The organism is Neobacillus phoenicis (assembly GCF_047302305.1).
GTDB lineage: Bacteria > Bacillota > Bacilli > Bacillales > Cytobacillaceae > Neobacillus.
The window spans coordinates 1,093,761-1,116,288 of record NZ_CP154847.1 but is presented as its reverse complement, the minus strand read 5'-3'; the positions used below and the strand labels follow the sequence as shown (position 1 = coordinate 1,116,288).

Annotated in this window: 26 protein-coding genes; 3 read left to right on the top strand and 23 right to left on the bottom strand. The window is 42.2% G+C overall.

What is annotated here, in order from left to right:
• Positions 1 to 33: 33 nt before the first annotated feature.
• The 20 genes from AA0X95_RS05900 to murQ all read right to left on the bottom strand — a co-directional run bounded on the left by AA0X95_RS05900 (position 34) and on the right by murQ (position 17,466).
• Positions 34 to 1,326 (bottom strand): TRAP transporter large permease, encoded by a 1,293-nt coding sequence (locus AA0X95_RS05900; protein WP_413306516.1) that lies wholly within the window; start codon positions 1,324 to 1,326, stop codon positions 34 to 36.
• Entirely contained in the window at positions 1,323 to 1,799 is a 477-nt protein-coding gene (locus AA0X95_RS05895; protein WP_413306513.1) for a TRAP transporter small permease, read from the bottom strand. The genes AA0X95_RS05900 and AA0X95_RS05895 overlap by 4 nt, the downstream gene beginning before the upstream one ends.
• A gap of 131 nt (positions 1,800 to 1,930) precedes the next feature.
• On the bottom strand, positions 1,931 to 2,974 hold the full coding sequence (locus AA0X95_RS05890; RefSeq protein WP_413306510.1) for a TRAP transporter substrate-binding protein: 1,044 nt from the start codon (positions 2,972 to 2,974) through the stop codon (positions 1,931 to 1,933).
• Positions 2,975 to 2,988: 14 nt separating this feature from the next.
• Positions 2,989 to 3,639 (bottom strand): bifunctional 4-hydroxy-2-oxoglutarate aldolase/2-dehydro-3-deoxy-phosphogluconate aldolase, encoded by a 651-nt coding sequence (locus AA0X95_RS05885; protein WP_413306507.1) that lies wholly within the window; start codon positions 3,637 to 3,639, stop codon positions 2,989 to 2,991.
• A 31-nt stretch (positions 3,640 to 3,670) separates the two neighbouring features.
• On the bottom strand, positions 3,671 to 4,228 hold the full coding sequence (hxlB, locus tag AA0X95_RS05880) for a 6-phospho-3-hexuloisomerase (RefSeq protein WP_413306504.1): 558 nt from the start codon (positions 4,226 to 4,228) through the stop codon (positions 3,671 to 3,673).
• Complete coding sequence (gene hxlA / locus AA0X95_RS05875) at positions 4,225 to 4,848, bottom strand: 3-hexulose-6-phosphate synthase (RefSeq protein ID WP_413306502.1); 624 nt, start codon at positions 4,846 to 4,848, stop codon at positions 4,225 to 4,227. Before hxlA ends, hxlB begins: the two co-directional genes overlap by 4 nt.
• 9 nt (positions 4,849 to 4,857) lie before the next feature.
• Positions 4,858 to 5,811, bottom strand: a complete 954-nt coding sequence (locus AA0X95_RS05870) for a sugar kinase (protein WP_413306499.1) — start codon at positions 5,809 to 5,811, stop codon at positions 4,858 to 4,860.
• Between the two features lie 16 nt (positions 5,812 to 5,827).
• Positions 5,828 to 6,829: a LacI family DNA-binding transcriptional regulator gene (locus tag AA0X95_RS05865; protein ID WP_413306496.1), complete on the bottom strand. Its 1,002-nt coding sequence runs from the start codon at positions 6,827 to 6,829 to the stop codon at positions 5,828 to 5,830.
• A gap of 184 nt (positions 6,830 to 7,013) precedes the next feature.
• Positions 7,014 to 7,730, bottom strand: coding sequence for a GntR family transcriptional regulator (locus AA0X95_RS05860; protein WP_413306493.1), 717 nt, complete (start codon positions 7,728 to 7,730; stop codon positions 7,014 to 7,016).
• A gap of 16 nt (positions 7,731 to 7,746) precedes the next feature.
• The gene (gene nagB / locus AA0X95_RS05855; RefSeq protein ID WP_413306491.1) at positions 7,747 to 8,484 is read right to left on the bottom strand and encodes a glucosamine-6-phosphate deaminase; all 738 of its coding nucleotides are present in this window, start codon (positions 8,482 to 8,484) and stop codon (positions 7,747 to 7,749) included.
• A gap of 2 nt (positions 8,485 to 8,486) precedes the next feature.
• On the bottom strand, positions 8,487 to 9,677 hold the full coding sequence (gene nagA / locus AA0X95_RS05850) for an N-acetylglucosamine-6-phosphate deacetylase (RefSeq protein WP_413306488.1): 1,191 nt from the start codon (positions 9,675 to 9,677) through the stop codon (positions 8,487 to 8,489).
• A 94-nt stretch (positions 9,678 to 9,771) separates the two neighbouring features.
• Positions 9,772 to 10,635: a MurR/RpiR family transcriptional regulator gene (locus AA0X95_RS05845; RefSeq protein WP_413306485.1), complete on the bottom strand. Its 864-nt coding sequence runs from the start codon at positions 10,633 to 10,635 to the stop codon at positions 9,772 to 9,774.
• Positions 10,636 to 10,656: 21 nt separating this feature from the next.
• Positions 10,657 to 11,550 carry a BadF/BadG/BcrA/BcrD ATPase family protein gene (locus AA0X95_RS05840; protein ID WP_413306483.1) on the bottom strand — a complete coding sequence of 298 codons (894 nt, stop codon included), beginning with the start codon at positions 11,548 to 11,550 and terminating at the stop codon, positions 10,657 to 10,659.
• A 372-nt stretch (positions 11,551 to 11,922) separates the two neighbouring features.
• Complete coding sequence (locus AA0X95_RS05835; RefSeq protein ID WP_413306481.1) at positions 11,923 to 13,008, bottom strand: DUF871 domain-containing protein; 1,086 nt, start codon at positions 13,006 to 13,008, stop codon at positions 11,923 to 11,925.
• A 15-nt stretch (positions 13,009 to 13,023) separates the two neighbouring features.
• Positions 13,024 to 13,356 (bottom strand): PTS lactose/cellobiose transporter subunit IIA, encoded by a 333-nt coding sequence (locus AA0X95_RS05830; protein WP_413306478.1) that lies wholly within the window; start codon positions 13,354 to 13,356, stop codon positions 13,024 to 13,026.
• Between the two features lie 19 nt (positions 13,357 to 13,375).
• Entirely contained in the window at positions 13,376 to 14,524 is a 1,149-nt protein-coding gene (anmK, locus tag AA0X95_RS05825) for an anhydro-N-acetylmuramic acid kinase AnmK (RefSeq protein ID WP_413306475.1), read from the bottom strand.
• Positions 14,525 to 14,540: 16 nt separating this feature from the next.
• Positions 14,541 to 14,840 carry a hypothetical protein gene (locus AA0X95_RS05820; protein ID WP_413306473.1) on the bottom strand — a complete coding sequence of 100 codons (300 nt, stop codon included), beginning with the start codon at positions 14,838 to 14,840 and terminating at the stop codon, positions 14,541 to 14,543.
• Positions 14,841 to 14,927: 87 nt separating this feature from the next.
• The gene (locus tag AA0X95_RS05815; RefSeq protein WP_413306470.1) at positions 14,928 to 16,199 is read right to left on the bottom strand and encodes a PTS sugar transporter subunit IIC; all 1,272 of its coding nucleotides are present in this window, start codon (positions 16,197 to 16,199) and stop codon (positions 14,928 to 14,930) included.
• Positions 16,200 to 16,239: 40 nt separating this feature from the next.
• Positions 16,240 to 16,545: a PTS sugar transporter subunit IIB gene (locus AA0X95_RS05810; protein WP_413306468.1), complete on the bottom strand. Its 306-nt coding sequence runs from the start codon at positions 16,543 to 16,545 to the stop codon at positions 16,240 to 16,242.
• A 27-nt stretch (positions 16,546 to 16,572) separates the two neighbouring features.
• Positions 16,573 to 17,466, bottom strand: a complete 894-nt coding sequence (gene murQ, locus AA0X95_RS05805) for an N-acetylmuramic acid 6-phosphate etherase (protein WP_413306465.1) — start codon at positions 17,464 to 17,466, stop codon at positions 16,573 to 16,575.
• A gap of 235 nt (positions 17,467 to 17,701) precedes the next feature.
• Here murQ and glcD point away from each other — a divergent pair, with 235 nt between their 5' ends.
• Positions 17,702 to 19,114 carry a glycolate oxidase subunit GlcD gene (gene glcD / locus AA0X95_RS05800; RefSeq protein WP_413306462.1) on the top strand — a complete coding sequence of 471 codons (1,413 nt, stop codon included), beginning with the start codon at positions 17,702 to 17,704 and terminating at the stop codon, positions 19,112 to 19,114.
• Positions 19,111 to 20,433 carry a (Fe-S)-binding protein gene (locus tag AA0X95_RS05795; protein ID WP_413306460.1) on the top strand — a complete coding sequence of 441 codons (1,323 nt, stop codon included), beginning with the start codon at positions 19,111 to 19,113 and terminating at the stop codon, positions 20,431 to 20,433. The genes glcD and AA0X95_RS05795 overlap by 4 nt, the downstream gene beginning before the upstream one ends.
• Positions 20,434 to 20,501: 68 nt before the next feature.
• On the opposite strand, the gene AA0X95_RS05790 is transcribed toward AA0X95_RS05795, so the two are convergent.
• Positions 20,502 to 21,167: a YdeI/OmpD-associated family protein gene (locus AA0X95_RS05790; RefSeq protein WP_413306457.1), complete on the bottom strand. Its 666-nt coding sequence runs from the start codon at positions 21,165 to 21,167 to the stop codon at positions 20,502 to 20,504.
• A 13-nt stretch (positions 21,168 to 21,180) separates the two neighbouring features.
• The gene (locus AA0X95_RS05785; RefSeq protein ID WP_413306454.1) at positions 21,181 to 21,621 is read right to left on the bottom strand and encodes a MarR family winged helix-turn-helix transcriptional regulator; all 441 of its coding nucleotides are present in this window, start codon (positions 21,619 to 21,621) and stop codon (positions 21,181 to 21,183) included.
• Positions 21,622 to 21,787: 166 nt separating this feature from the next.
• On the opposite strand from AA0X95_RS05785, the gene AA0X95_RS05780 reads away from it, so the two are divergent.
• Positions 21,788 to 22,210 carry an organic hydroperoxide resistance protein gene (locus tag AA0X95_RS05780; RefSeq protein ID WP_413306451.1) on the top strand — a complete coding sequence of 141 codons (423 nt, stop codon included), beginning with the start codon at positions 21,788 to 21,790 and terminating at the stop codon, positions 22,208 to 22,210.
• 58 nt (positions 22,211 to 22,268) lie between these two features.
• Here AA0X95_RS05780 and AA0X95_RS05775 read toward each other — a convergent pair whose 3' ends face one another.
• A complete protein-coding gene (locus tag AA0X95_RS05775) occupies positions 22,269 to 22,526 on the bottom strand; it encodes a hypothetical protein (protein ID WP_413306448.1) in 258 nt (85 codons plus the stop codon).
• Between the last annotated feature and the right edge of the window lie 2 nt (positions 22,527 to 22,528).

Here is a 22,528-nt window from a genome sequence, read left to right as displayed (position 1 = left end):
CTCCTAATTTTCCGCCATTTAAACAACTACGCCTTACAAAAATAATCCTGGATTGATGAGCTTTGGCACAAAGAATGCAATGCTTGGGAAAAAGGCCACAAAAATAAGTACGACAAGAATAATGGCTATATATGGAATAACTGCTGAGAGCGACTTTTCAATACTCAACTCCCCAATCTTTCCGGCCAACAATAAACATAATCCGTAAGGCGGCGTAACGAGCCCAATGGCTAAAGTAATGACGACAATAAGACCTAAATGAACAGGTGTCATTCCAAAATGTGTAGCCGTAGGCAAAATAACTGGAACGAAGAGAATCATAGCCGGGATAGCATCCATAAACGTTCCAATAAACAAGAAGAAAGCGATAAGAATTAAAATAAATACCCACTTAGCCCCAACATGATTGACAAAGAAGTCTTGAGCCATTGTGGATAATTGATAGTAACTCAATAACTCCCCCAGCGCACTAGCTGCTGCTAGAGCAAATAAGGAAAGTGAGCTTAGTGCAAGCGTATCAGTTAAAATCTTAGGCAAATCAGAAAGTTTAATTGTTTTATAGAAAAACATACTGATGAGTAATGTATAAAGAGAAGCGACTGCTGCTGCTTCTGTCGCAGTAAAAAATCCTGTAATAATACCGCCAATGATAATAATTGGCGTAATTAAAGCTGGAATCGTTTCATACACCAACTTTAAGAATTCCTTCATTTTCGCTCGTTCTGATTTCGGATAGCCTTTTTTGAGTGCTCGGAAATAAACGAAAGCCATCATTCCCAACCCGATTAAAATACCTGGGATGATCCCGCCTAAGAACAATGCGCCAATGGATGCATTGGTTAAGCCAGCAAAAATGATCATTGGAATACTCGGTGGAATAATAACACCTATAGTTGAAGACGCTGCCGTTACTCCAACCGCTGTTTCCGTGTCATACCCTTGTTTCTTCATATTAGGGATTAAGATTTTACCAACACCTGCAGTATCCGCTTGTGCCGCACCAGAAACCCCTGCAAAAATCATGGATACAAGGATATTTGCATGGGCTAAACCGCCTCTAATATGGCCCACAATAGCCATCGAAAGGTCAATCAGCTTTTGTGAAATTTTCCCGCTGTTCATTAGGTTCGCCGCAAGAATAAAGAGTGGCACGGCAAGCAGGACGAAGGAATTGATACCATTGAGCATTTTCATCGGTACAGTCACTTCAGGAATATATGGGACTGTAAAGATTCCCAACAAAGCAACAATCCCGATTACAAAAGCAATAGGAACTCCGATGAACATAAGGATTAAAAACAGTGCAACTAAAATAATAGCCGTCATGCCTTAGCCCCTCCTCTCTTTATTTCTTTGAAGCTACCAATCAAATGATTAAGTGAATAAATAGCCATGGTTGCCCCTGTAATCGGGACAGAAATCCAAACATATCCCATTTTCATCGCTGGTAATGAGGTCCAATTATACGTCCAAAAATTCTGTACAGCCTCAATTCCATAATAGAAAAGAGCGACAGCAAACAAGAATACAATTGTATCAATCACGATTAACAACGTTGATCTTGATACTCCTTTAAGTTTTTGCAATAAAAAGTCAAAGCTAAAATGTTCTCTTCGATTCAGCATCACCGCTGCTCCCATAAAGACAGACCAAATGAATGAATAATTCGCCACTTCCTCCGTCCAAATAACCGGAATCCCCAAATGCCTAGTGGCAATTTGAAAGATAATGGTGATAAAAAAGATCGATAAGCTTATAACACCTATGGTAAGCTGAATTTTCTCAAGAATTTTGATCATGCTTATCGTTTCCCCCCTTGTTTAGGATAAAAGCTGGCTCATAAGGGGGTCTGACCCCACTAGACACAATTTCTGTTTAATGGGTCTGATCGCCTAGCTTTTGAGTCAGCCTCTATATCCATTCAAACTATTTACTTCAAGTCTCTGATTTCTTTTAATAATTTTTCTACGCCCATTTCCTTTGCAGCCTTGTCTTGTAATGGCTCTGCTAATTTAATAAATGGTGCACGATCGATCTCGTTTACAACTGCTCCTTCAGAAATTGCTTTTTCTTTATATTCGCTTTCTTGAGCAATAACAGAAGCTCTTTCTGCTTCAACAGAAGCTTTTGCTGCTTCTAAAATAATTTCTTTCTGTTCTTTCGTATAAGAGTCAAACTTCTTGCCGTTTACTAATAAGAATCTAGTTGTGTAATCATGTCCAGTTTCAGTGATGTACTTACCGTTTTTCGTCTTGTGGTGATTTTGTTGAACAAAATATGGATAGGAATTTTCAGATGAATCAACAACGTTTTGCTGTAATGCTTGGTATAACTCACCCCATGCAATAGAAGTTGGAATAGCACCTGTTTGTTTCCAATAATCCGCTACCACACCAGAAGTTTGTGTTCTAAATGTTAAACCTTTTAAGTCGCTCATCTTGTTAATTGGCTTTTTACCATAATAATGTCTTACACCAGCAGACCAGTAGCCCACGATTTTGAAATCATTATTAGATTTTTCATTGACTAATTTAGCCATCTCTTCGCCCACATCACCATCGACAACCTTTTCCCAGTGCTCATAGCTATCGAATAGGTATGGTAACGCTAACAAATCGATTTCTTTAATACCAGTTTGTGTCATGAATCCAGGAGATACTAATACTACATCAGCTGCTCCTAATTTAAGCTTCTGTACTAATTCAGCTTCTTCCGTTCCAATCGTTCCTGCATGCACTTCTACTTCAATGTTCCCTTTTGATTTGCTTTCAGCAACTTCCTTAAACTTCAAAAGACCAACCTGGTATGGGTTATCCGGTGATGTTTGGTTATGAGCAGCCACGATTTTTATCTTTTTCGCTCCGCCCTCTGCATCACCAGTACTCTTTGATCCAGTTTCCTTGCTGCTACAGCCTGCTAAAACAACAGATAAAGCTAAAAGTAATGCAAAGGATATTGAGAATAATTTTTTCATTTTACTAGCTCCCCCTACTTTTTTATAAGTATATTATTTTTGCTAACAACCTCTGTGTATGCACGTGCTTTGCTAGTTAAGGCGTGATAATCCTCATCACTTTTTAAAAGCTTAGGATTAACTAAGTTGCTTCCCACTCCCACTGCTAAAGCACCGCTGCCCATGTACTCAAGGACATTCCCTTGATTTATTCCTCCCGTAACCATTAATGGAATATGCGGGAAGGGCCCATGAATATTTTTTACATAGCCTGGACCAAAGGCATTGGCTGGAAAAACTTTAATCATATCGGCACCGTGCTCATAAGCTGTTAAAATCTCTGTTGGTGTTAAGGCACCTGGTATGCTGGTTACTCCATAACGCTTTGTCATTTTGATGGTCTCTGTATTGAGAGATGGCGAAACAATAAACCTGCTTCCTGCAAGGATGGCCGCTCTAGCCGTTTCGGGATCTAACACCGTTCCTGCCCCAACTAAAACCTCATCCCCAAACTCATCAACCACCTTTTCTATCATGGTCATGACTTTTGGCGTTTCTGCAGTAATTTCGACTACTTTTACTCCCCCATTAGATAAAGCGTTTACAATTGGAACAATATTTTCAATCGTAGCTTCGCGGATGACCGCGACAATCGGATGTTCTTTAATAAAATCGATTACACTCATTTCTAACCCATCCCCTTTTGTAAAAAGTCTCCTATTCAAGGTTCGTATGCCGCTTAGTCATTTCACCATAGGTAGAATCTTGATCCTCTGTTTGTAAAGTTCCAATGATAATCGCGTCTAGAACGAGATGAACTGATTGATCAAATTGATTTCCAAGGGGCTGGATCGTCTGTGGTTCACTTGGTCTCCGGTATTTGGTTGCAGCGGGAATCACAAGAATCCCGTCACAGATTGAAGCAATCTTAGAATCTCTATTTGTCGTAACAAGGAACACTTTCGTACCAAGCTCTTTTGATTTTGATGCATATTGTAGGATAGCTCCTGTTGACCCTGACCCAGAGATGGCTACTAATAAATCATCTGCTTCGATACTTGGTGTGACCGTTTCACCAATCACATAAACAGGAAATCCGCCGTGCATTAGCCGCATCGCAAACGCTTTTCCCATTAGACCCGAGCGGCCTTCTCCATAAACAAAGATTCGCTTTGCACTTCGAAGGAGCTCGGATAAATGAAGCGCTTCCTCCTCGCTCACATAGGCAAGGACCGTGGAAATTTCATTCGCAACCGTATTAATGATTGATTTCATCGTGGTAACAGTCCTTTCATGACAGCAGCAGCTTCTGCTGGAATATCATCCTTCGTTATTGCACTACCAACGATAATGGTATCAGGATTAATTTGTAATACTGAAGGGAGGGAATCTATGTTAATTCCACCTGCAACTGCCACATTAAACTGGTCAAAGCCATGTGTTAAGGCTAATTGCTCAGCACCCAGTTCCCCTTCTTTCTGCATATCCTTGCCAAAGTGGAGACTCACCAGGTCCACTCCTAGCTGCTGCAATTCAACCAGTCGATTACGATCGGTTACTCCCAATAAATCAATCATAATCCGCTTATTATAGGTTTTCGCCACTTCAAGCGTATCCAAGATCGTTTTATCAGCTGAAAAGGCCATTACGGTCGTAATATCTGCACCTGCCTCAAAGGCTTGAATCGCTTCATGCATCCCAGCGTCACAGGTTTTCATATCAGCTACAACCACTTTATCCGGATAAGCCTTTTTAACCTCCCGAATAATGGCCATACCGTATTCCTTGATTACTCCGGTCCCTATCTCTATCCAATCCACAAAAGCTTCTGTTTCTTGTAAAAGCTGAAAGCACTCATCCCGCGTTAAGCGGTCAAGGGCCAGTTGAAGATTCATTCTCTCACCCTATCTTTCTATGAATTCCTTTTCTCCTAAATGGATTAACACTTCATCTAAGTAAGGAAGTCCCTCGTTATCGCCAGAAACACTGACAACCATTGAGCCAATGGTATTGGCAAAATGAAGCGTTTTCACCAATGACCATTGATTTAAGACCCCATAAATAAAGCCGCAATCAAATCCATCACCCGCACCAACCGTGTCCACAACCTTCTTTGCTTTTACCGGTGGAGCCTCTATATACTGGCCATTGTGATAGCCGATGGAACCTTTCTCTCCTTGTTTAATGGCTACATAGGAAATACCGTAATGCTTGCTTTTTTCGATGATTTCTAAGGGATCACTTACCCCGAATAGCAGTTCCGCTTCTTCCACGCCGGTTAATAAAATATCCACATGTGGGAGGAATTCTCGTAAGGCGGCTTTCGCCTCTTCCCTACTCCAAAGCTTTAATCGGATATTCGGATCGAATGAGATTAACACCCCGTGCTTTTTCGCCAGTGAAATTGCATATTTTACTAGTTCAATATTCTTCGCTTGATCAACTGCAGGGAATATACCGGTGATATGAAAGACCTTCGCGTTCTTAAAATAAGCTTCATCCAGTGTATCCACGGTTAAAGCAGTTGTCGGAGAGTTGGTCCGATAATAGAAGGTACGACCACTGCCATCCTCCATAATCTCTTTGAAATTCAATGAAGTGGGATACCCATCAACTAGCTCAACTTGAGAGACATCGATACCTTCTCCGCGGACAAAATTATAGATATACCTGCCAAACTCATCATTGCCTAACCGGCTGATCCACCCAGTTTTTAAACCTAGACGGGCACAGCCGATGGCAACATTCAGTTCAGCTCCCCCGACTTTCCTTTCAAAAGAAGGAACATATCTCATAGGTCCCGTTGAGACGGGATTAAACGTAATCATTGCATCTCCAATGGTAATGATATCATTCATATGACTAACATCCTTTTTAACAAGAATTTCTTACAATAAGTCTCGGTTTTAAACGATAATTGGCTTGTTCATCCTCTACGTCTTTTTTCTGAATTTTACTAAGCAAGAGCTCTGCGGCCTTCTTCCCTATCTCAAAGGATGGCTGCTCAACGATCGTTAAGGCTGGTTCATAAAAGCTAGCAAACGAAACATCATCAATGCCGATGATGGCAAGGTCAGCAGGAATGCGGAGGCCTTGTTTTTTTACGTACTTTAAGATCTCCATAAGAGTAAGGTCATTCCCTGCCAAAACGGCTTGAATGGGCTCTTCGAGAGAAAGCATTTCTTCCAATCCCGCTTGGATTTTATTGATTTCTAGTTTCTTAATGTACTGTTCATTAATCGGAATTCCATTACTTTGTAAAGCCTTTTTATAGCCGGTAATCCGCTCCATCCTCGGTGACACATTGCGAATGACATTCGTAATAATCCCGATTCGCTCATAGCCTTTTTCAATAAAGTGCTGAACTGCAAGACCAGCGGCATTTTCGTTATCTAGCATGACAGATGGAATCGATACGTCCGGTACAATACGGTCGACAAAGATCACTGGATATTTTTCATCTACCATTTCTTCATAGAGCTCTACGTTATCACCTGTAGGAAAAAGAATAATACCATCTACCTGTTTAGCCCTAAGCATGTCAATGTATCTCTTTTCTTTTTCTGGATCATCGTCCGCATTACAGACAATTAGGTGGAAATCATAAAGGTGGCACATATCTTCGATGGACCGTATCACCTGAGTTGAAAAATTATGCAGGATGTTGGCAACGATCACCCCAATTGTCATAGTGGACTTTTGCTTTAAGCTTCTTGCCACGATATTTGGTCGATAATCCAATTCCTTGATGGCATCTTCTATTCGCTGTTTTGTATTTTCTGCCATATAGTCGTATCTTTTATTTAAATATTGGGAAACTGTACTCTTAGAAACCTTTGCATGCTGAGCTACATCAGCAATTGTCGTTTTTTTCATAGAATCTTCTCCAGAACTTCTAACATTGCTAAACCGATTTACTAAATCGGTTTACTAAATCGGTTTAGTGTTAGTATAGAGTAAATGAAAGCGTTTTACAATAGGAATTTTCAAAAAACTTTAAGGGACAGTCCCCCGGCGCGTTAAAGCGCTGGGGGACTGTCCCCACCTTGGGTTTTTCCCGCTATCTCTTCAGGTCAATCATAAATTTATAGCGGTCCGCGCGGTAGAGGGATTTGACGGATTCTAGCGGGACGTTGTTTTCCAGCATGGCGATTCGCTGGATGAACAGAGTAGGTCCCCCTTTTGGGATTTGAAGATACTCCGCCTCGATGCTATCCACAACCGTAGCCTCAATCGATTGGCTGGCATGCGTGATCGATAAGTTCAATTTCTCTTGAATCAATTGATAGATTGATTGACTCAACAGCTCCTCTGTTATCCCAGGAACTAAATCAGCAGAAATATAGTTGGTCTCGAGGGCCATCGGGACATCATCCGCCAAACGAACCCGCTTGATTTCATACACAGGATCCGCTTCCTTGATTTGCAAATCCTGAGCTATCGCCGCTGTGGCCGGAATAACCTTGAAATCCAACAGCTCACTGCTTGGCGTCATCCCTCTTTCCAGCATATCCTCCGAAAAGCTCGTTAACCCACGCTTCTCAATCTTCAGACCCGATACAAAGGTCCCTCTTCCCTGCTTTCGGTCCAGTAACCCCATTTGCACCAGATTATTAATCGCCTGACGGACCGTCATTCGACTAATTTGATACTTCTCAGAGAACTCCCTTTCAGATGGCAGCAAATCGCCCGGCATCCATTCCTTGTTTTCAATCATGGTCTTGATCTGTTGCTCTAATTGATAATAAATCGGGATCGGAGAGGTTTTATCAATCATCCCATTCATCCTCCCTTCAGCAGAAATCCTTCGCCTCAGTCAACGCTTGTTGATCAGCAATAATCGTGACGTTTGGATGTAATTGTAAAATGGAAGCTGGAAAGTTTTCTGTGACTTCCCCACAAAGAAGCTGCTTCATCGCTTCTTTTTTCGATTCACCCGAAACCAACAGAAGAATCTCCCGACTTTTCATAATCGAAGCAATTCCCATCGAAATCGCAAACCTGGGCACCTCATCCAATGACTTAAAGTATCGTGAATTCGCCTCCCTCGTTGATTCATCGAGCGTCACAATATGTGTCTTAGCACCAAACTTTGTCCCAGGCTCATTAAAGCCAATGTGGCCATTGCTGCCAATCCCGAGAATTTGGAGGTCAATTCCGCCATGGTCATCGATTAATTTTTCATAACGCGCACATTCCTGTTCCATATCATCAGCATCGCCTTTTGGAATGTGAGTCTGGGTTTTCGGAACATTGATGTGATGAAATAATTGTTCATCCATATAGTAACGGTAGCTGCTTGGATGCTCCCCGGAGAAACCAATGTATTCATCCAAATTAAACGTAGTCACCTTCTCATAGGAGGTCCCGTTTTCGCCATGGTCCTTGATCAGCTGTTCATAGGTTCCTTTCGGGGTCCCTCCCGTTGCCAATCCAAGGGTAACCGCAGGATTCTGCTTCACCTTTTCGATGATATAGTTTGCCGCCGTCCGGCTCATTTGGTCATAATTTTCTACTTCAATAATCTTCATACTTACTCGTCCCCTCTCTTGTATGCCAGCTGTCCTTTACAAAAAGTCATAACGACCTCGTTGTTTTCATCTAAAACAACCACATCGGCATCCTTGCCAACCTTCAAGCTGCCTTTCTGGTCCAACACACCCATTTGTTTGGCAGGATTATACGAGCTCATTTGAACCGCGTCTCTCACGGAACAACCCGTAAAGGAAAGAATATTTTTAAATGCTTGCGCCATGGTTAACACACTTCCTGCCAGTGTCCCGTCCTCTAAGAGTGCTTTTCCCTTTTTCACAAACACCCTCTGACCGCCTAAGTCATATTCCCCGTCAGAAAGGAACTGAGCTCTCATCGCATCTGTAATCAGAATCATTCGCTCCGAAGTGATGAGCTCATATGATACCTTTACCATCTCTGGGGACACATGAATCCCATCCGCGATGATTTCCACCATTAATTCCTTTCGTAAATAAGCGGCTCCGACCACACCTGGTTCTCGGTGATGCAGCCCGCGCATTTGATTAAACAAATGGGTAATATGGGACGCACCGGATTGAATCGCCTGGCCCACTTCTTCGAACGTCGCATCAGTATGACCAATGGATGCAATGATTCCTTTTTCTTTTAAAAATTGAACAAGCTCTCCTCCATGTGGCATCTCAGGTGCTAACGTGATGAGCTTAATGGTTTCTTTTGATAGTTTCAGCCACTTATCGAATAACTCTAGGTCAGCAGGGATAATGTGCTGAAGCGGTTGAGCCCCCGCTTTTGTCGGATTAATAAACGGACCTTCAAAATGAATTCCAAGGATTTCGGCCTGTCCACTCTTTTGTTTATCGGAAATATACTCGCCTGTTTGAAGTAACGCCTTCTCTAATAAGTCTTTACTTTGAGTAATGGTAGTAGCCAAACAGCTGGTTGTCCCTTCTTGTGGAAGCGACGAAGCCATGTTTTCTAGCGCTTCATCGGTACAATCCATCGTGTCAGCTCCATTTGCTCCATGGATATGCACGTCAACAAAGCCAGGTATAATTTTATAGGATTCAGGAAGAATAAGTTCTTGAACATTCTCATCCAAATTTCCTTCTACTGTAGACCCTATTGCTTCTATTTTTCCGTCTTTAATGAGAAGCGACCCTTTGTCAATCTCCTGATCTTCTGCGCAAACCACTGCATTTTTTAGCAAAATAGTACGGAAACCACTCATTATGAAAAACCTCTTCTCTGAAAGTTATATAGTTGTCTAGACCACCTAACACTTTTTATAAGGAATCCAGCTTAGTAAGCATAGATTCCTTTAGTTATTTTCTTTGCGTATAATTCAGAACGGCATTCCTTGAATTGATAATTTTTTCAATGCTGTCATCATAGTATTTCGATACATACGCGTAGAATATGATGTCTACTGTTAAAAATTGAGCAAAAATCGAGCTTGTAGCGGCGCTTCGGAATTGTGCTTCCGGTGCGCGAACATGCTGTAACGATAAGTCCACTTTTTGTGATAAGGCATTATGTCCGAAGCGGGAAAGTCCAATGGTTTGGCAGCCCGATTCCTTCGCGATATCAACCAGACGAAGAACTTCTGGTGTTTCACCACTATTTGAAATACAAAAGAAAATACAGTTCTTAGAAGAACCAGATAGGATTGCGGCATAAATATGTGCATCTTGATAGGAAATGACCGTTTTTCCTAAACGGGACCATTTTTGCATGATATCATCCGCCACAAGGGAGGACGCACCTAATCCATACACGTAAATCACATCGGCATTCTTGATACACTCGATGGTTTGGTGAATAATGGTTTCATCCAGTTCCGTAGCGGTTTCTTTGATCACCTCGACAGAATTAGAAACAATTTTTTCCTTAATAGATTGAACCGTTTCATTTGGCTCAATATCATAATATCCGCTTATAAACGAATGAGAAATTTGCGATGAGAGAGAAAGCTTTAACTCGGAATAACCAGCTACACCAATGGAGCGGCAAAGGCGAATAACGGCTGAACTACTGGCTTTGGCATTGGCTGCTAATTCATGTACGGTCATTCGGACAATTTCATCGGCATGATCTAAAATATATTGTGCCACTTTTTTTTCCGATTTAGGTAACTCGTCTAAGACACTTTCAATCCTAACTAAACTATTAACAGTAGTCGTAGTCATCTCCCCCTTCCACACCATTTTCTAGATTTTTTTCTTTGCTAAATAGTAGCAGCCGATCGTAGATGAAACATCATCAAGAATTAATTTAGCGTTTGGTAACGTTTCCTTTATTTTATCAGTAAAGGCGGTTTGTACAAAAGGTATTTTTGTTAAAATACTCCCTTTTACAGCAATTGGCAGTGAGGTCGAAAAAGGCAGCTGACGATAGGCAGCTAAGGTCATCTCGGCTAAATGCCAACCCGCTTCTCTAAGAATCGTCCGGGCCCTTTCATCCCCTTCATCTGCTTGCTCAACAATCACCGGTACGACGGAGGCAATCTCCCCTTTTGAAGAGGTGTAGATAAACTTCTTGATATCCGCTATTTCTTTCAGTTCAAGCCTCGAAAGGATATTCGTCGTTAGCAGACTCATAGCTTGTTGAAGATCCGCTTCCACCGTCATTCGTTTAAAGGCTTCTAGCGCAATCCAGTAGCCGCTGCCCTGATCACCAAGCAGATGGCCCCAGCCACCCGTCATGGTTACCTTCTCATCTTGCTTCGCAATACTAACGGAGCCGGTACCTGATATGGTTAAAATCCCATCCTCGCCCTTTAAAAGGGCAGCATGTGCAATCCACGCATCATTAACAATCGTAAAAGGCACACCATAGGCATGGCGTAACGACTCTTCAATCGCACGTGTGTCGGCCACTCCTCCATATCCGGCAAGACCCAAATATAGATAGAGGCACTCCTTCCGGTCTAAGGGTTCCAAACATTGCTCTATTGCCATATGGATATTGGCTGTAGCCTGTCCTTCATCCATCAAGAGATTCCCGTAGCCAGACACGCCCTTATTAAGTAGATTTCCTTCTAAGTCATAGGCTGCCGCTTCCGTTTTAGTCCCGCCGCCGTCCACGCCAATGAGATACTTCACTGTAAACACTCCTTAGCCCTTGGCTATTTATTATTCATTGTTGATTTTCGTGTAGGATGAGAATTCATAGGCGGAGAATTTCCGGCTATTTTATAAAGAGGAAGCTTAAGAAGCAGAAATAAGCGGAGATATTCCGGTTAACTGCTCTAAATAAGACAAAATCCAACGATTTTGATCATATAACCGGAAAAACTCCCCTTATTTTTTAGGAAATAAGGGAATTTCCCAATTTAAGCGGAATTTTTCCGGTTATTTTTTCAAACACAGTGGAATTAACATTCAGTTATAACAAACATCCATGCAAAAGTATTTACACATCAATGAATGAAATTAACTGCTAAAAGTTATCCACAGTTATTCAGGGTAGAGCCATTATTTTAAGGTAAATTGGAACTTGCCCCATGGCTGTAGAAAATCCAGTAAAAATACTTCTTCCGGTGCAATTCGCCCCACTACATTTGTTTTTCCAGAGTTCTCCATATCCTGTAATGCAATTTGCAATTCGCCTTTATATTGACCGTACAACTCGTTCTCAATCAGAAGATCCCCACGGCGGATATCCGGAGTGTACGTTGGCTTAAATTCTTCCTGCTTATATTTCACCCGCGATTGAGTGGAGCGGATTAAATAATCGGACACATCTCCACGATAAAAATGAAATTCTTCCAGGACAATTTTTTCCTCCAGGTCAGTAATCGTGTCAAACAGCTCTGCTTTAAACGTAAGCATTTGCGGATTCAGTTCGCTCAATGCCTGCATTTCTTCTTCGGAGGCATAGGCGTTCGCAATGACCACATCATCGATTAGACCCGTAGCAAAGAGATGCTTCGCTTGAGTGGCAATCGGAAGAGTCCGGTGCATTTCCAATGTGCATAACCCTTCTGTCACCGCCCATGGTCCGAAGGTAGCGGATGGTGCATTCACAAATGCCGATGTCCGGATATTATGACGTTTAAACAGCTCACAGCATGTGACAAAATGGTTGTAACTTAATCCCGCATACCGATGGGGATAGAAATTATGTGAACCTACTAGATTCTCTGTGTTCGGCTGATAGGCCATGATATTATCTAAATAGTTGGTTGCGTTACTCATATTAATCTCGATTTTCAGTCCATAAGGATTATGGGTCATAATGCTTTCTTCATTCCCGGTAAAACCCATGTCCAAGCGGATTCCATACGCCCCTAATTCCGCAAAAAAGGATAAATCATTATACGATATGCCTAAAGCACCGAAGACGCGTGGGGCAATATCCACCATTACTTCCATGTCTAAATCATTAGCAAAAGAGATGGTTTCTTTAAAATTTTTCATAATCTCTGCTTGGTCGCCATTGACTGAGAGCAGACAGGTAAAGACTCTTTTAAAGCCATATTTATGTGCTAAGGCAATATACGCCTGATCTTTCTCCACTGTAGAGTGTTCCGGGTAAATGGATATACCTAACTTTCTCATCGAAAAAACCTCCGTTTACTTCTGAACTGGTGCTAGTTTTTTAATAATCCGGATCATATGTTCAATCAACTTTTGTTCACTAATCGCTGTCATCAAGTGGTCTTGTGCATGAATCATCAAAAGGGTTTTTTCACTTGGGTGGCCATTCAGTTCATTTTGAATGAGCTTGGTTTGCGTCTTATGAGCAAGATTTAATTCGTCTTGTGCTTCCTTGATCAGTGCTTCTGCTTTTTTAAAATCAAATTCCTCTGCTGCTTCAAGTGCTTCATAGGCAAGTCCTCTGGCATTGCCGCCATGAGAGATAATTTCAAAAATCTCCATTTCGTTATTCATTGCTTCTGTTGTCATGTATAAACACTCCTATAGATTAATAAGGTACTGGTGTAATATTTCCTAGAATAACCGGTCGTTTCGCACCCGTTGCACTAGGCACGTTGCTTGGTATATGGTTCATCGTTTCATTCGCTAATATGGCAAACGCGATTGCTTCCTTCGCCTCAGAAGAATAGCCGAAATCCTCTTGTTGATATACACGGCAATGGTCAATTAATTCCTCCTGCAGCATCGACATAAGCGTATCATTATAGCTGCCACCACCGCCAACAATCACTTCATCAATGACTGTCTTTGGAAAAATAAATGTTTTATAGTTTTCAGCAATCGACCGGGCTGTAAACCTCGTCATCGTTGTGACAAAGTCCTCCGGCGATACATGTGAATAGTTGCTCACCAACTTCTCTACCAACGATTCCCCAAACACTTCTCTTCCTGTTGATTTGGGTGGTGAGGCAAGCACAAATGGGATGCTCATACATTCTTCTAGTAACGCTTGATTCAATCGACCTCGTTTCCCAATGGCTCCACCATCGTCATATGGCCGGTCAAAAAACTTTTGACAAAGATAATCGATCATCATATTCCCCGGACCTGTATCAAAGGCGTGCACGTCATCGATGGCAGCCTGTTTAGGCAGTACTGTTACATTGCCGATTCCTCCGATATTTTGTAAGAGGCGTGACTTCTCGTAGCTTCCATATAGAATGATCTCCGTATATGGGACGAGCGGAGCGCCCTGTCCACCTGCCGCCATATCCATCGTTCGAAAGTTAGATACCACCGTCGTTTTGGTCTGATACGCAATCACGGCAGGTTCGCCAATTTGAAGAGTGGATGGGATAAATTTCCCTTCGTGACTTGGTTGGTGGTAAATCGTTTGTCCATGTGACCCAATCAGATCAAGCTGTTCCAAGGGAAAATCAGCCTTCTGACAGACAGCGATCACCGTAGCAGCGAAAATCTCACCTAATTGAAAATTTAAGGAACAAATCTGTTGGCTGTTAGAGGTATCAATCGAGAGGGCATCATGAATGTCCTTTTTTACATCTGTTGAAAAAGGAATGGAAACAAATTCGATGAGCTCCACCTTCGATTGCAGGCCGCAACCATCTATTTTCACCAAAGCTGCGTCCACGCCATCTAATGAAGTGCCAGACATTAATCCTACAACATATGGCATTGAAATCACCTCACCTCTATCGATATACAATCAAATAACAGGCCAGCAGACTTCCTATGAATAAGGAAAGAAACAAAGCCGTCATTTGCTTCTTGGTTTTAAATTTACCTTCAATGAACACCATCACACCCGTTAGTCCCGCACTAATGCCAATCGTATTAATGATATATAAGGCCAATTGCTGATCGACACCGATCATCCGTAATAGAGGATTAAAGATAAGATTAAAAACAAGAATAAAGCCGAAAAATAAAAAGCCACTCTTATAGCTGAAAAAGTGAAGCTTTGGTGATGGTACTGGTGATGTACTACGCATGGTCATCCCCCTTTCCTTCTTTTTAAAGGGCTTATTGAATAAAGAAGGGAGCTCGGAGCAAATTTGATCCAAACTCCCTTATCAAACTTAAGCTGCTTTTTGATCTTGAATCTCTTGTGCTACTAATTTCTTATCATACATCTTAAAGAATGGTAGATAAATGATGACAGATAAAGCAATATTCACAAGAACAAGGACAATCGCTCTCCAGTCACCACCTGTTGCTAGGTAAGCGCCGATTGGTGCTGGCAATGTCCATGGAACCATAACATACGTCGGGTTAACCATGCCGATAGAAGTAGCGATATACGCAATCGTTCCTCCTACTAACGGTGTGATGATAAAAGGAATAATTAATACCGGATTTAACACAATTGGCATACCGAAAATAACCGGTTCATTAATATTGAAAAGACTTGGAACAATCGTTGTTCTCGCCATCGCCTTGCTATATTGTGATTTAGCTGTCAGTAACATTGCGATAACCAAACCTAATGTAGCACCCGCTCCACCGATCCAAATGAACCATTGGAAGAACGTTTCAGGAGCGATATGTGGAATCGTTTTTCCAGCCGCCACCGCTGCTGAGTTATTAGCTAAATATACTTCCCAAACAGGACGTGCGACCGCACCAACGACAGACACACCATGAATACCAAAAGACCAGAAGAATGTTATTAAGAATACAGGAATAATGACTCCAATATATGTGTCACCTGCTTTAACAAGTGGCGCAACTAACTTATCAACAATCGTATGTGTATCAACACCAAACACTACAGTGATGAGTGTCATCACGGTTAAAACAAAGGTCACTGGAAGTAACGCTTCAAATGAACGAGCAACAGAAGTTGGAACAGAGCTAGGCATTTTGATCATGATTTTCTTTTGTTTAAAGAAACGCATGGATTCTACTGAGAAGATTGCCACAATCATCGCAACAAACAAACCGTGTCCACCAAGGTTAGCCATTGGTAAAACAAACCCAACATCCTTCACCATTTGAACGCCGATCGTGAATAAGAACGCTGCCGTAGAAAGCAGTCCCCCTGATAATGGGTCGAGCTTATAGCTTTGCGATAAACTGTACCCGATCCCAAAGGTGATATACAAGGTCATAATATACATCGTTAAACGGTAAGGGATTAAAATCTCCGCAATGTGTTTCGTTGACCAAGCCGCAATGGCCGAATCCGCACTTACCGGTGGAAAGGCAATGATAAGAAAAATACTTCCGAAAATAATAAATGGCAAGGCTGAAACGACACCATCACGGATGGCTCGTAAGTGTTTTTGCTCAGATAATTTAGCCATTGGAGTCGAAAGATTTTTCTCTAAAAAGGCTACAAATTTGTCCATTTTCATTTCTCCCTTTAAATGTTTTCTGTATCTAGAAGAATTATTTTTTCAGCTCATTAGCAAGTTTTAATAATGTCGGGCCGCCAAGTGGGCTGTAGGCTTGTGGCGGAATAATTTGGCACGGAACGCCTGCTGCATCCGCAGATTCCTTGAAGCCATCAAAACGGTGTCTGACTTGTGGTGCAACCATCGCTACATCCCAACCATTTCGTACTTCCGAATCAAATTCTTGTGTGCCAACTGCTAACACTTCAATCTCCATACCCGCTTTTTCCGCTTCTTTCTTTAGCGCGTTAACCACGATTGCACTTGACATTCCACCTGAACATACGAATAATACTTTCATTTTCATTCTCCTTTACAAGGGATAGTTTTAGATTGCATTTCTTACAAAGCCTTCTGCTGCCTCTAAGCGATTGACTGCCTCTTCATAGGAAACATTCGTTAAAATCATAATAATGGCGACTTTCGGTTTATTATCTGCTTTTACTAAAAATTCTTCGGCAATTTCATAAGGGCAGTTTGTTGCTTCCATAATAATGCGTTTGGCCCGTTCTACCAGCTTCTCATTGGTTAGCTGAAGATCGACCATCAAGTTTCCATATACTTTCCCAATCCCGACCATGGAGGCTGTTGATAGCATATTGCAGACAAGCTTCTGTGAAGTACCCGCCTTCAAACGGGTGGAGCCTGTCAGGACTTCAGGGCCACTAACTACTTCAATCGCGACCTCGGCAATCTTGCCTGTTTCTGACTCCTTGTTACAGCTGATCGCCACTGTCTTCGCTCCTATATTCTTTGCATATTCTAATCCTGCTAGTACATAGGGTGTCCGACCGCTGGCTGCGATCCCTACTAGAACATCCTTGTTTGTTAACTGAATGCCTTTTAAATCTTGAACCCCTAATTCCAGACTGTCCTCAGCACCCTCGACTGCTTTAATAAAGGCGTTTTCCCCACCGGCGATGAGACCAATCACTTCCTCCGGAGAAGTATTAAAGGTCGGCGGACATTCTACCGCATCAAGCAAACCAATTCGACCGCTTGTCCCGGCACCCATATAAATTAATCTTCCCCCATTTTTAAAGGCGGCGACAATCATTTCCACTGCCTTTGCAATGTGTGGTAGCTCCTGCCTGACCGCATAAGCCACCTTCATATCCTCTTCGTTCATCACCTCCAAAAAATCAATCGCTTTCATTTGGTCCAGGTGCATTGTTTTCTCATTACGACCTTCCGTCGTTAAATGTTCTAACATACCTATCATCCTTTTGTGTTTCGGTTGTCTAAAAATTTATGATACCGCTTTCTAAACACAGTATAGCACCATTGAAATAATGTTTCAATATTTTATTATTTTTTTAATACAAAGTTTCAAAAATGAATTATAATAGACTTGTAACTAAGGAATATAGAGGTTGTTCACAGTTTGAGGAAGTATTTTTGAAAAGGCTTGCATATAACATAATGAAATTTTTGATAGATAAGGATGGGGAAAAACAATGCTTTCGAGGGAAGTATCAGAAAAACTTATTTCTATTGTAACCAAGGAAAATTTCGCTGATTCGAAAACAGAGTGCTTAGTTTACTCATATGACGCCACACCTAATTTCCAGTCAATGCCGGATGCCGTGGTCAGCCCGCGCAATACAGAGGAAGTGTCAAAAATCGTAAAGCTCTGTAACGAATATAACATTCCGATCGTTCCGCGCGGCTCTGGGACAAATCTATGTGCCGGAACTTGCCCGACAGAAGGAGGGATTGTTCTTCTTTTTAAACACATGAACAACATCCTTGAAATAGATGAAGAAAACTTAACCATCACCGTGCAACCAGGTGTCATCACTTTGGATATGATTCACGCCATCGAAGAAAAGGGCCTGTTCTATCCGCCTGATCCTAGCTCCATGAAGATTTCTACCATTGGAGGCAACATTAATGAAAATTCAGGTGGCCTAAGGGGTTTGAAATATGGCGTAACGAGAGATTATGTGATGGGCCTTGAGGCCGTCCTGCCAAACGGCGATATCATTCGTACGGGTGGAAAGCTGGCAAAAGATGTTGCCGGATATGACATGACTCGTCTTCTGGTTGGCTCAGAAGGCACACTGGGGGTAATTACAGAAGCTACGTTGAAGCTGATTCCGATGCCGGAAACAAGAAAGACAATGCTTGTCCACTATCAGGATCTTTCGGCTGCCGCCAAGTCTGTTTCTAAGATTATTGCGAATAAAATCATTCCAACCACACTGGAATTCCTGGATCAGCCTACATTAAAGGTGGTTGAAGATTTTGCCCAAATCGGTCTACCTACCAATGTGGAGGCCGTTCTCTTAATCGAACAGGATGGCCCGGTTGAAGTAGTGGAACGAGATATGAAAAAAATAGCGGAAGTATGTAAACAGGAACAGGCTGTGTCTATTCAGATTGCGGCAACGGAAGAGGAAGCGGATGCACTAAGAACGGCACGGCGCTCCGCCCTTTCAGCTGTTGCCCGTTTAAAACCGACGACGATTCTCGAGGATGCTACCGTTCCAAGGTCAGAGATCGCCGATATGGTGAAGGCGATTAATGAAATTACGGAAAAATATCAGTTGACCATCTGCACCTTTGGTCACGCAGGAGACGGAAATCTCCACCCTACCTGCGCGACGGATGCAAGAGATCATGAAGAAATGGAACGAGTAGAACTAGCTTTCGCTGAAATTTTTGAAAAGGCGATTGAATTAGGAGGGACAATCACTGGGGAACATGGGGTCGGTGCCATGAAGGCTCCATATCTAGAATGGAAGCTGAAAAAAGAAGGAATTGCCGCGATGAAAGCCATCAAAGTGGCGTTTGATCCGAATAACATCATGAATCCTGGCAAGGTGTTTGCCAAAGACAGCAAGAAACGTGTGGTGATTACAAGATGACAACGTTGATGGAACAGGAAAAAATTCAACAACAATTTAAAGCCCAAATGAATGAGGATGAATTGTTAAACTGTATGCGCTGCGGCTTTTGTCTGCCAACCTGCCCGACCTATATCGAATCAGGCTACAAGGAATCGCATTCTCCTCGGGGAAGAATTGCCTTAATGAAGGCAGTCGTCGACGGATTGATTGAACCGGATGAAGATTTCGAGCGCTCCCTGGATCTCTGCCTTGGCTGCCGTGCCTGTGAACCGGTTTGCCCTTCAGGGGTGAATTACGGTCACTTATTGGAGGATGCCCGGGATATTATCAATCAAAACAAGAAGCATTCCTTGCCGGTACGGGCACTTAGAAAAACCGTGTTTCAGGGGCTCTTCCCCCACCCAAACCGTATGCGGGGAGTGGTTGGCCTACTAGGATTTTATCAGCGATCTGGGCTACAAGCCTTTGCGCAAAAAATAGGCTATTTAGGTCTCTTACCTGAGCAATTGGCCACAATGGAAAAAGTCCTGCCGAAGGTACCGACGAGGAAAGAAATGAAGAATAGACCCGAGCATCTGCCGGCAATTGCGGAGAAGGTTCATCGAGTTGCTTTTTTCAGTGGCTGTTTAATGGATACGATGTTCCTTAAAACGAATGATGCGACCATGAAGTTGTTGCAGTTAGCTGGATGTGAAATCGTCATTCCTCGCGACCAGGCCTGTTGCGGGGCCTTGCATGGACATAGCGGCGAGAAGGGCGGGGCCAAGGAGTTAGCTAAGCGGAATATCGCGGCGTTTGAGGAGTTAGAGGTAGATTATATCATTACAAATGCTGGAGGCTGCGGCGCGTTCCTCGTTGATTATGATCACCTTTTAAAGGATGACCCTGATTGGATAGATCGGGCGAAGGCTTTTAAGGAGAAAATTAAGGATGTTTCTGAAATTCTAGTGGCTGTTGATTTTCATAAGAAGGTGGAGCTAGAACTTCCACCACAGGTGATCACCTATCAGGATTCTTGCCATCTTAGAAATGTGATGAAGACGGCTTCTGCTCCGAGAACGCTGCTTCGAGCGATACAAGGGGTACATTATAAGGAAATGAAGGACGCGGACCGCTGCTGTGGGTCTGCCGGCATTTATAATATTGTAGAATCAGAGTCTTCTATGGTGATGCTTGACTATAAAATGGTTCAAGCCAAAGCGACTCACGCCACCACCATTGTCACCGCCAACCCCGGCTGCCTCTTACAAATGCAGCTTGGCATCGAGCGGGAAGGACTCTCGTCAACCATAAGGGGCGTCCATATTGTAGATTTGCTTGCTGAAGCGGTCAAATGAGATAAACTTGGACAAAATTTGGGGACAGTCCCCCGCCACGTTAAAGCGCTGGGGGACTGTCCCCATATTTATCTGTTACGATAGAGTTCTCGTGTTTTGTAACCTGCTCCAAGGATCATTTTCATTTCTTCACGCCGCTTTTCTTTAGTTACCTCTTGTTTGGCGCTATAAATATAACGAGCCCAGTCTTTTTGATACCCGGGGGTAAGTGATTGGTAGAAGGAAAGTATCTCCTTGTTGTCCTGCAAATCCTTTTCTATATCTGGTATCATGGCAATGTAATCATCCACACACTGACTGGCTTTTGAGCTTTTACTTTTCTTGTTTCGATTTTCGTCTTTTAGCCCAACTACCGTAAATATCTCATCTAGGCCAACCATTCGGGCAAATTTAATGTTGCTGGTTCCAACATATCCTTCTTCATCCGCACCTAACGTCTCGAATAATTCATCACGATGAATATAGGACGGATAAACCTTATTCCCTTTTTTCGGATAAGCGATATAAATATATCCATTTTCATTTAGATAATTTTTCTCGATGACCAAATCCATCAATTTTTTCAATTCACTCTTCCTAAGGACAAAAGCAAAAATGAGATCATACCCTTTATCCATAAACTCTGTATCATATTCCGGTAAGCCAATAAAGTAATCCCCACCCTCAGGCATGTCCAATACAACGACTTTCTTATACTTTAGCAAGTTTAATTTATCAACGATGGTTTTAGACATCCATGCTTCTCCTTCACCCGTTAATTTGTTGAGCTCTGTTTAATATAGTTGATAAGGTCTGATTTAAGTTCTCTAATTCCTTCAAGTCCAATGAGAGGTTTTCAAGCAGTTTTGTGGGGACACATTGTGCTTTTTCTTTCAACCTTTCCCCTTTTTGAGTTAATGAAATGACGACAGTCCTTTCATCCTCTACTGATCTCCGGCGTTCAATGAGACCATTTCCCTCCATCCGCTTAAGCATGGGGGATAATGTGCCTGAATCTAGAAATAATTTTTGACCCAGCTCTTTCACCGTTACCGAATTTTCCTCCCATAACACCAGTAAAACTAGGTATTGCGGATAGGTCACTTCCATTTCTACTAATAAATTTCTGTACAATTTTGTGATTTCCCGTTCTGCTGAATAGATCTTAAAACAAATTTGGTTTTCTAGCTTTAAATGATTAGTCTCCATGGTTCGGTCCTTTCCTCTGTCCTCTATATTATTATAATATAAAAAACAATCTTATAAACATCAATTTAATTTTGCGCAATTTAATTGTTGACTTATGAGTACATTTCGTTTAATAATAAGTTGTGCACGATTTAATTTTATAAAATCATATTAAGAGGTGTTTATTATGGAATCATTGTATACAGCAATTGCAACAGCAGAGGGTGGTAGAGCAGGAAAGGTTAGAAGTAGTGATGGAACGTTAGATTTAGCCTTATCTATGCCTAAATCTTTAGGAGGTCCAGGAACGGAAAATGCAACGAATCCTGAGCAATTATTCGCTGCCGGCTATGCAGCCTGCTTCGATAGTGCGTTAAATCTGGTTGCACGACAAGCACGAAAACGCATCGAATCAAAGGTTACCGCGGAAGTTTCCATTGGAAAAGATCTTGATGGCGGATTCAAATTAGCTGTAGTCTTAAATGTGGTCATAAACGGAGAAGAATTAGAAGTTGCAGAGGAATTAGTCAAAAAAGCACATAGTGTTTGCCCTTACTCTAAAGCAACAAACGGCAATATTGATGTTACATTAAAGACGAGTGTTATTTAGTACAGAAAAGGGGACAGTCCCCCGGCGCGTTAAAGCGCTGGGGGACTGTCCCCGTCTTTTATCTCACTGCCTTGCAACTCGGGCAGGCCGGGCTGGTTGAGTCGTATTGGTTGCCACACGCTCGGCAGAAGACGATGCCGGATACAGGTGCAGTAGAAGCAGCAGCTTCTACTTGCGCTGATCCTCCTCGTCCTTCTTTTCGGCTTGCCCCCATCCCGTTTTTCCTAAATAACACAATTACCATTACCATTGTAATGAGATTAACAACCAAACTAGCTACCAGCAGCACAATCACAAGAGATGTATCTTCAAACAAAT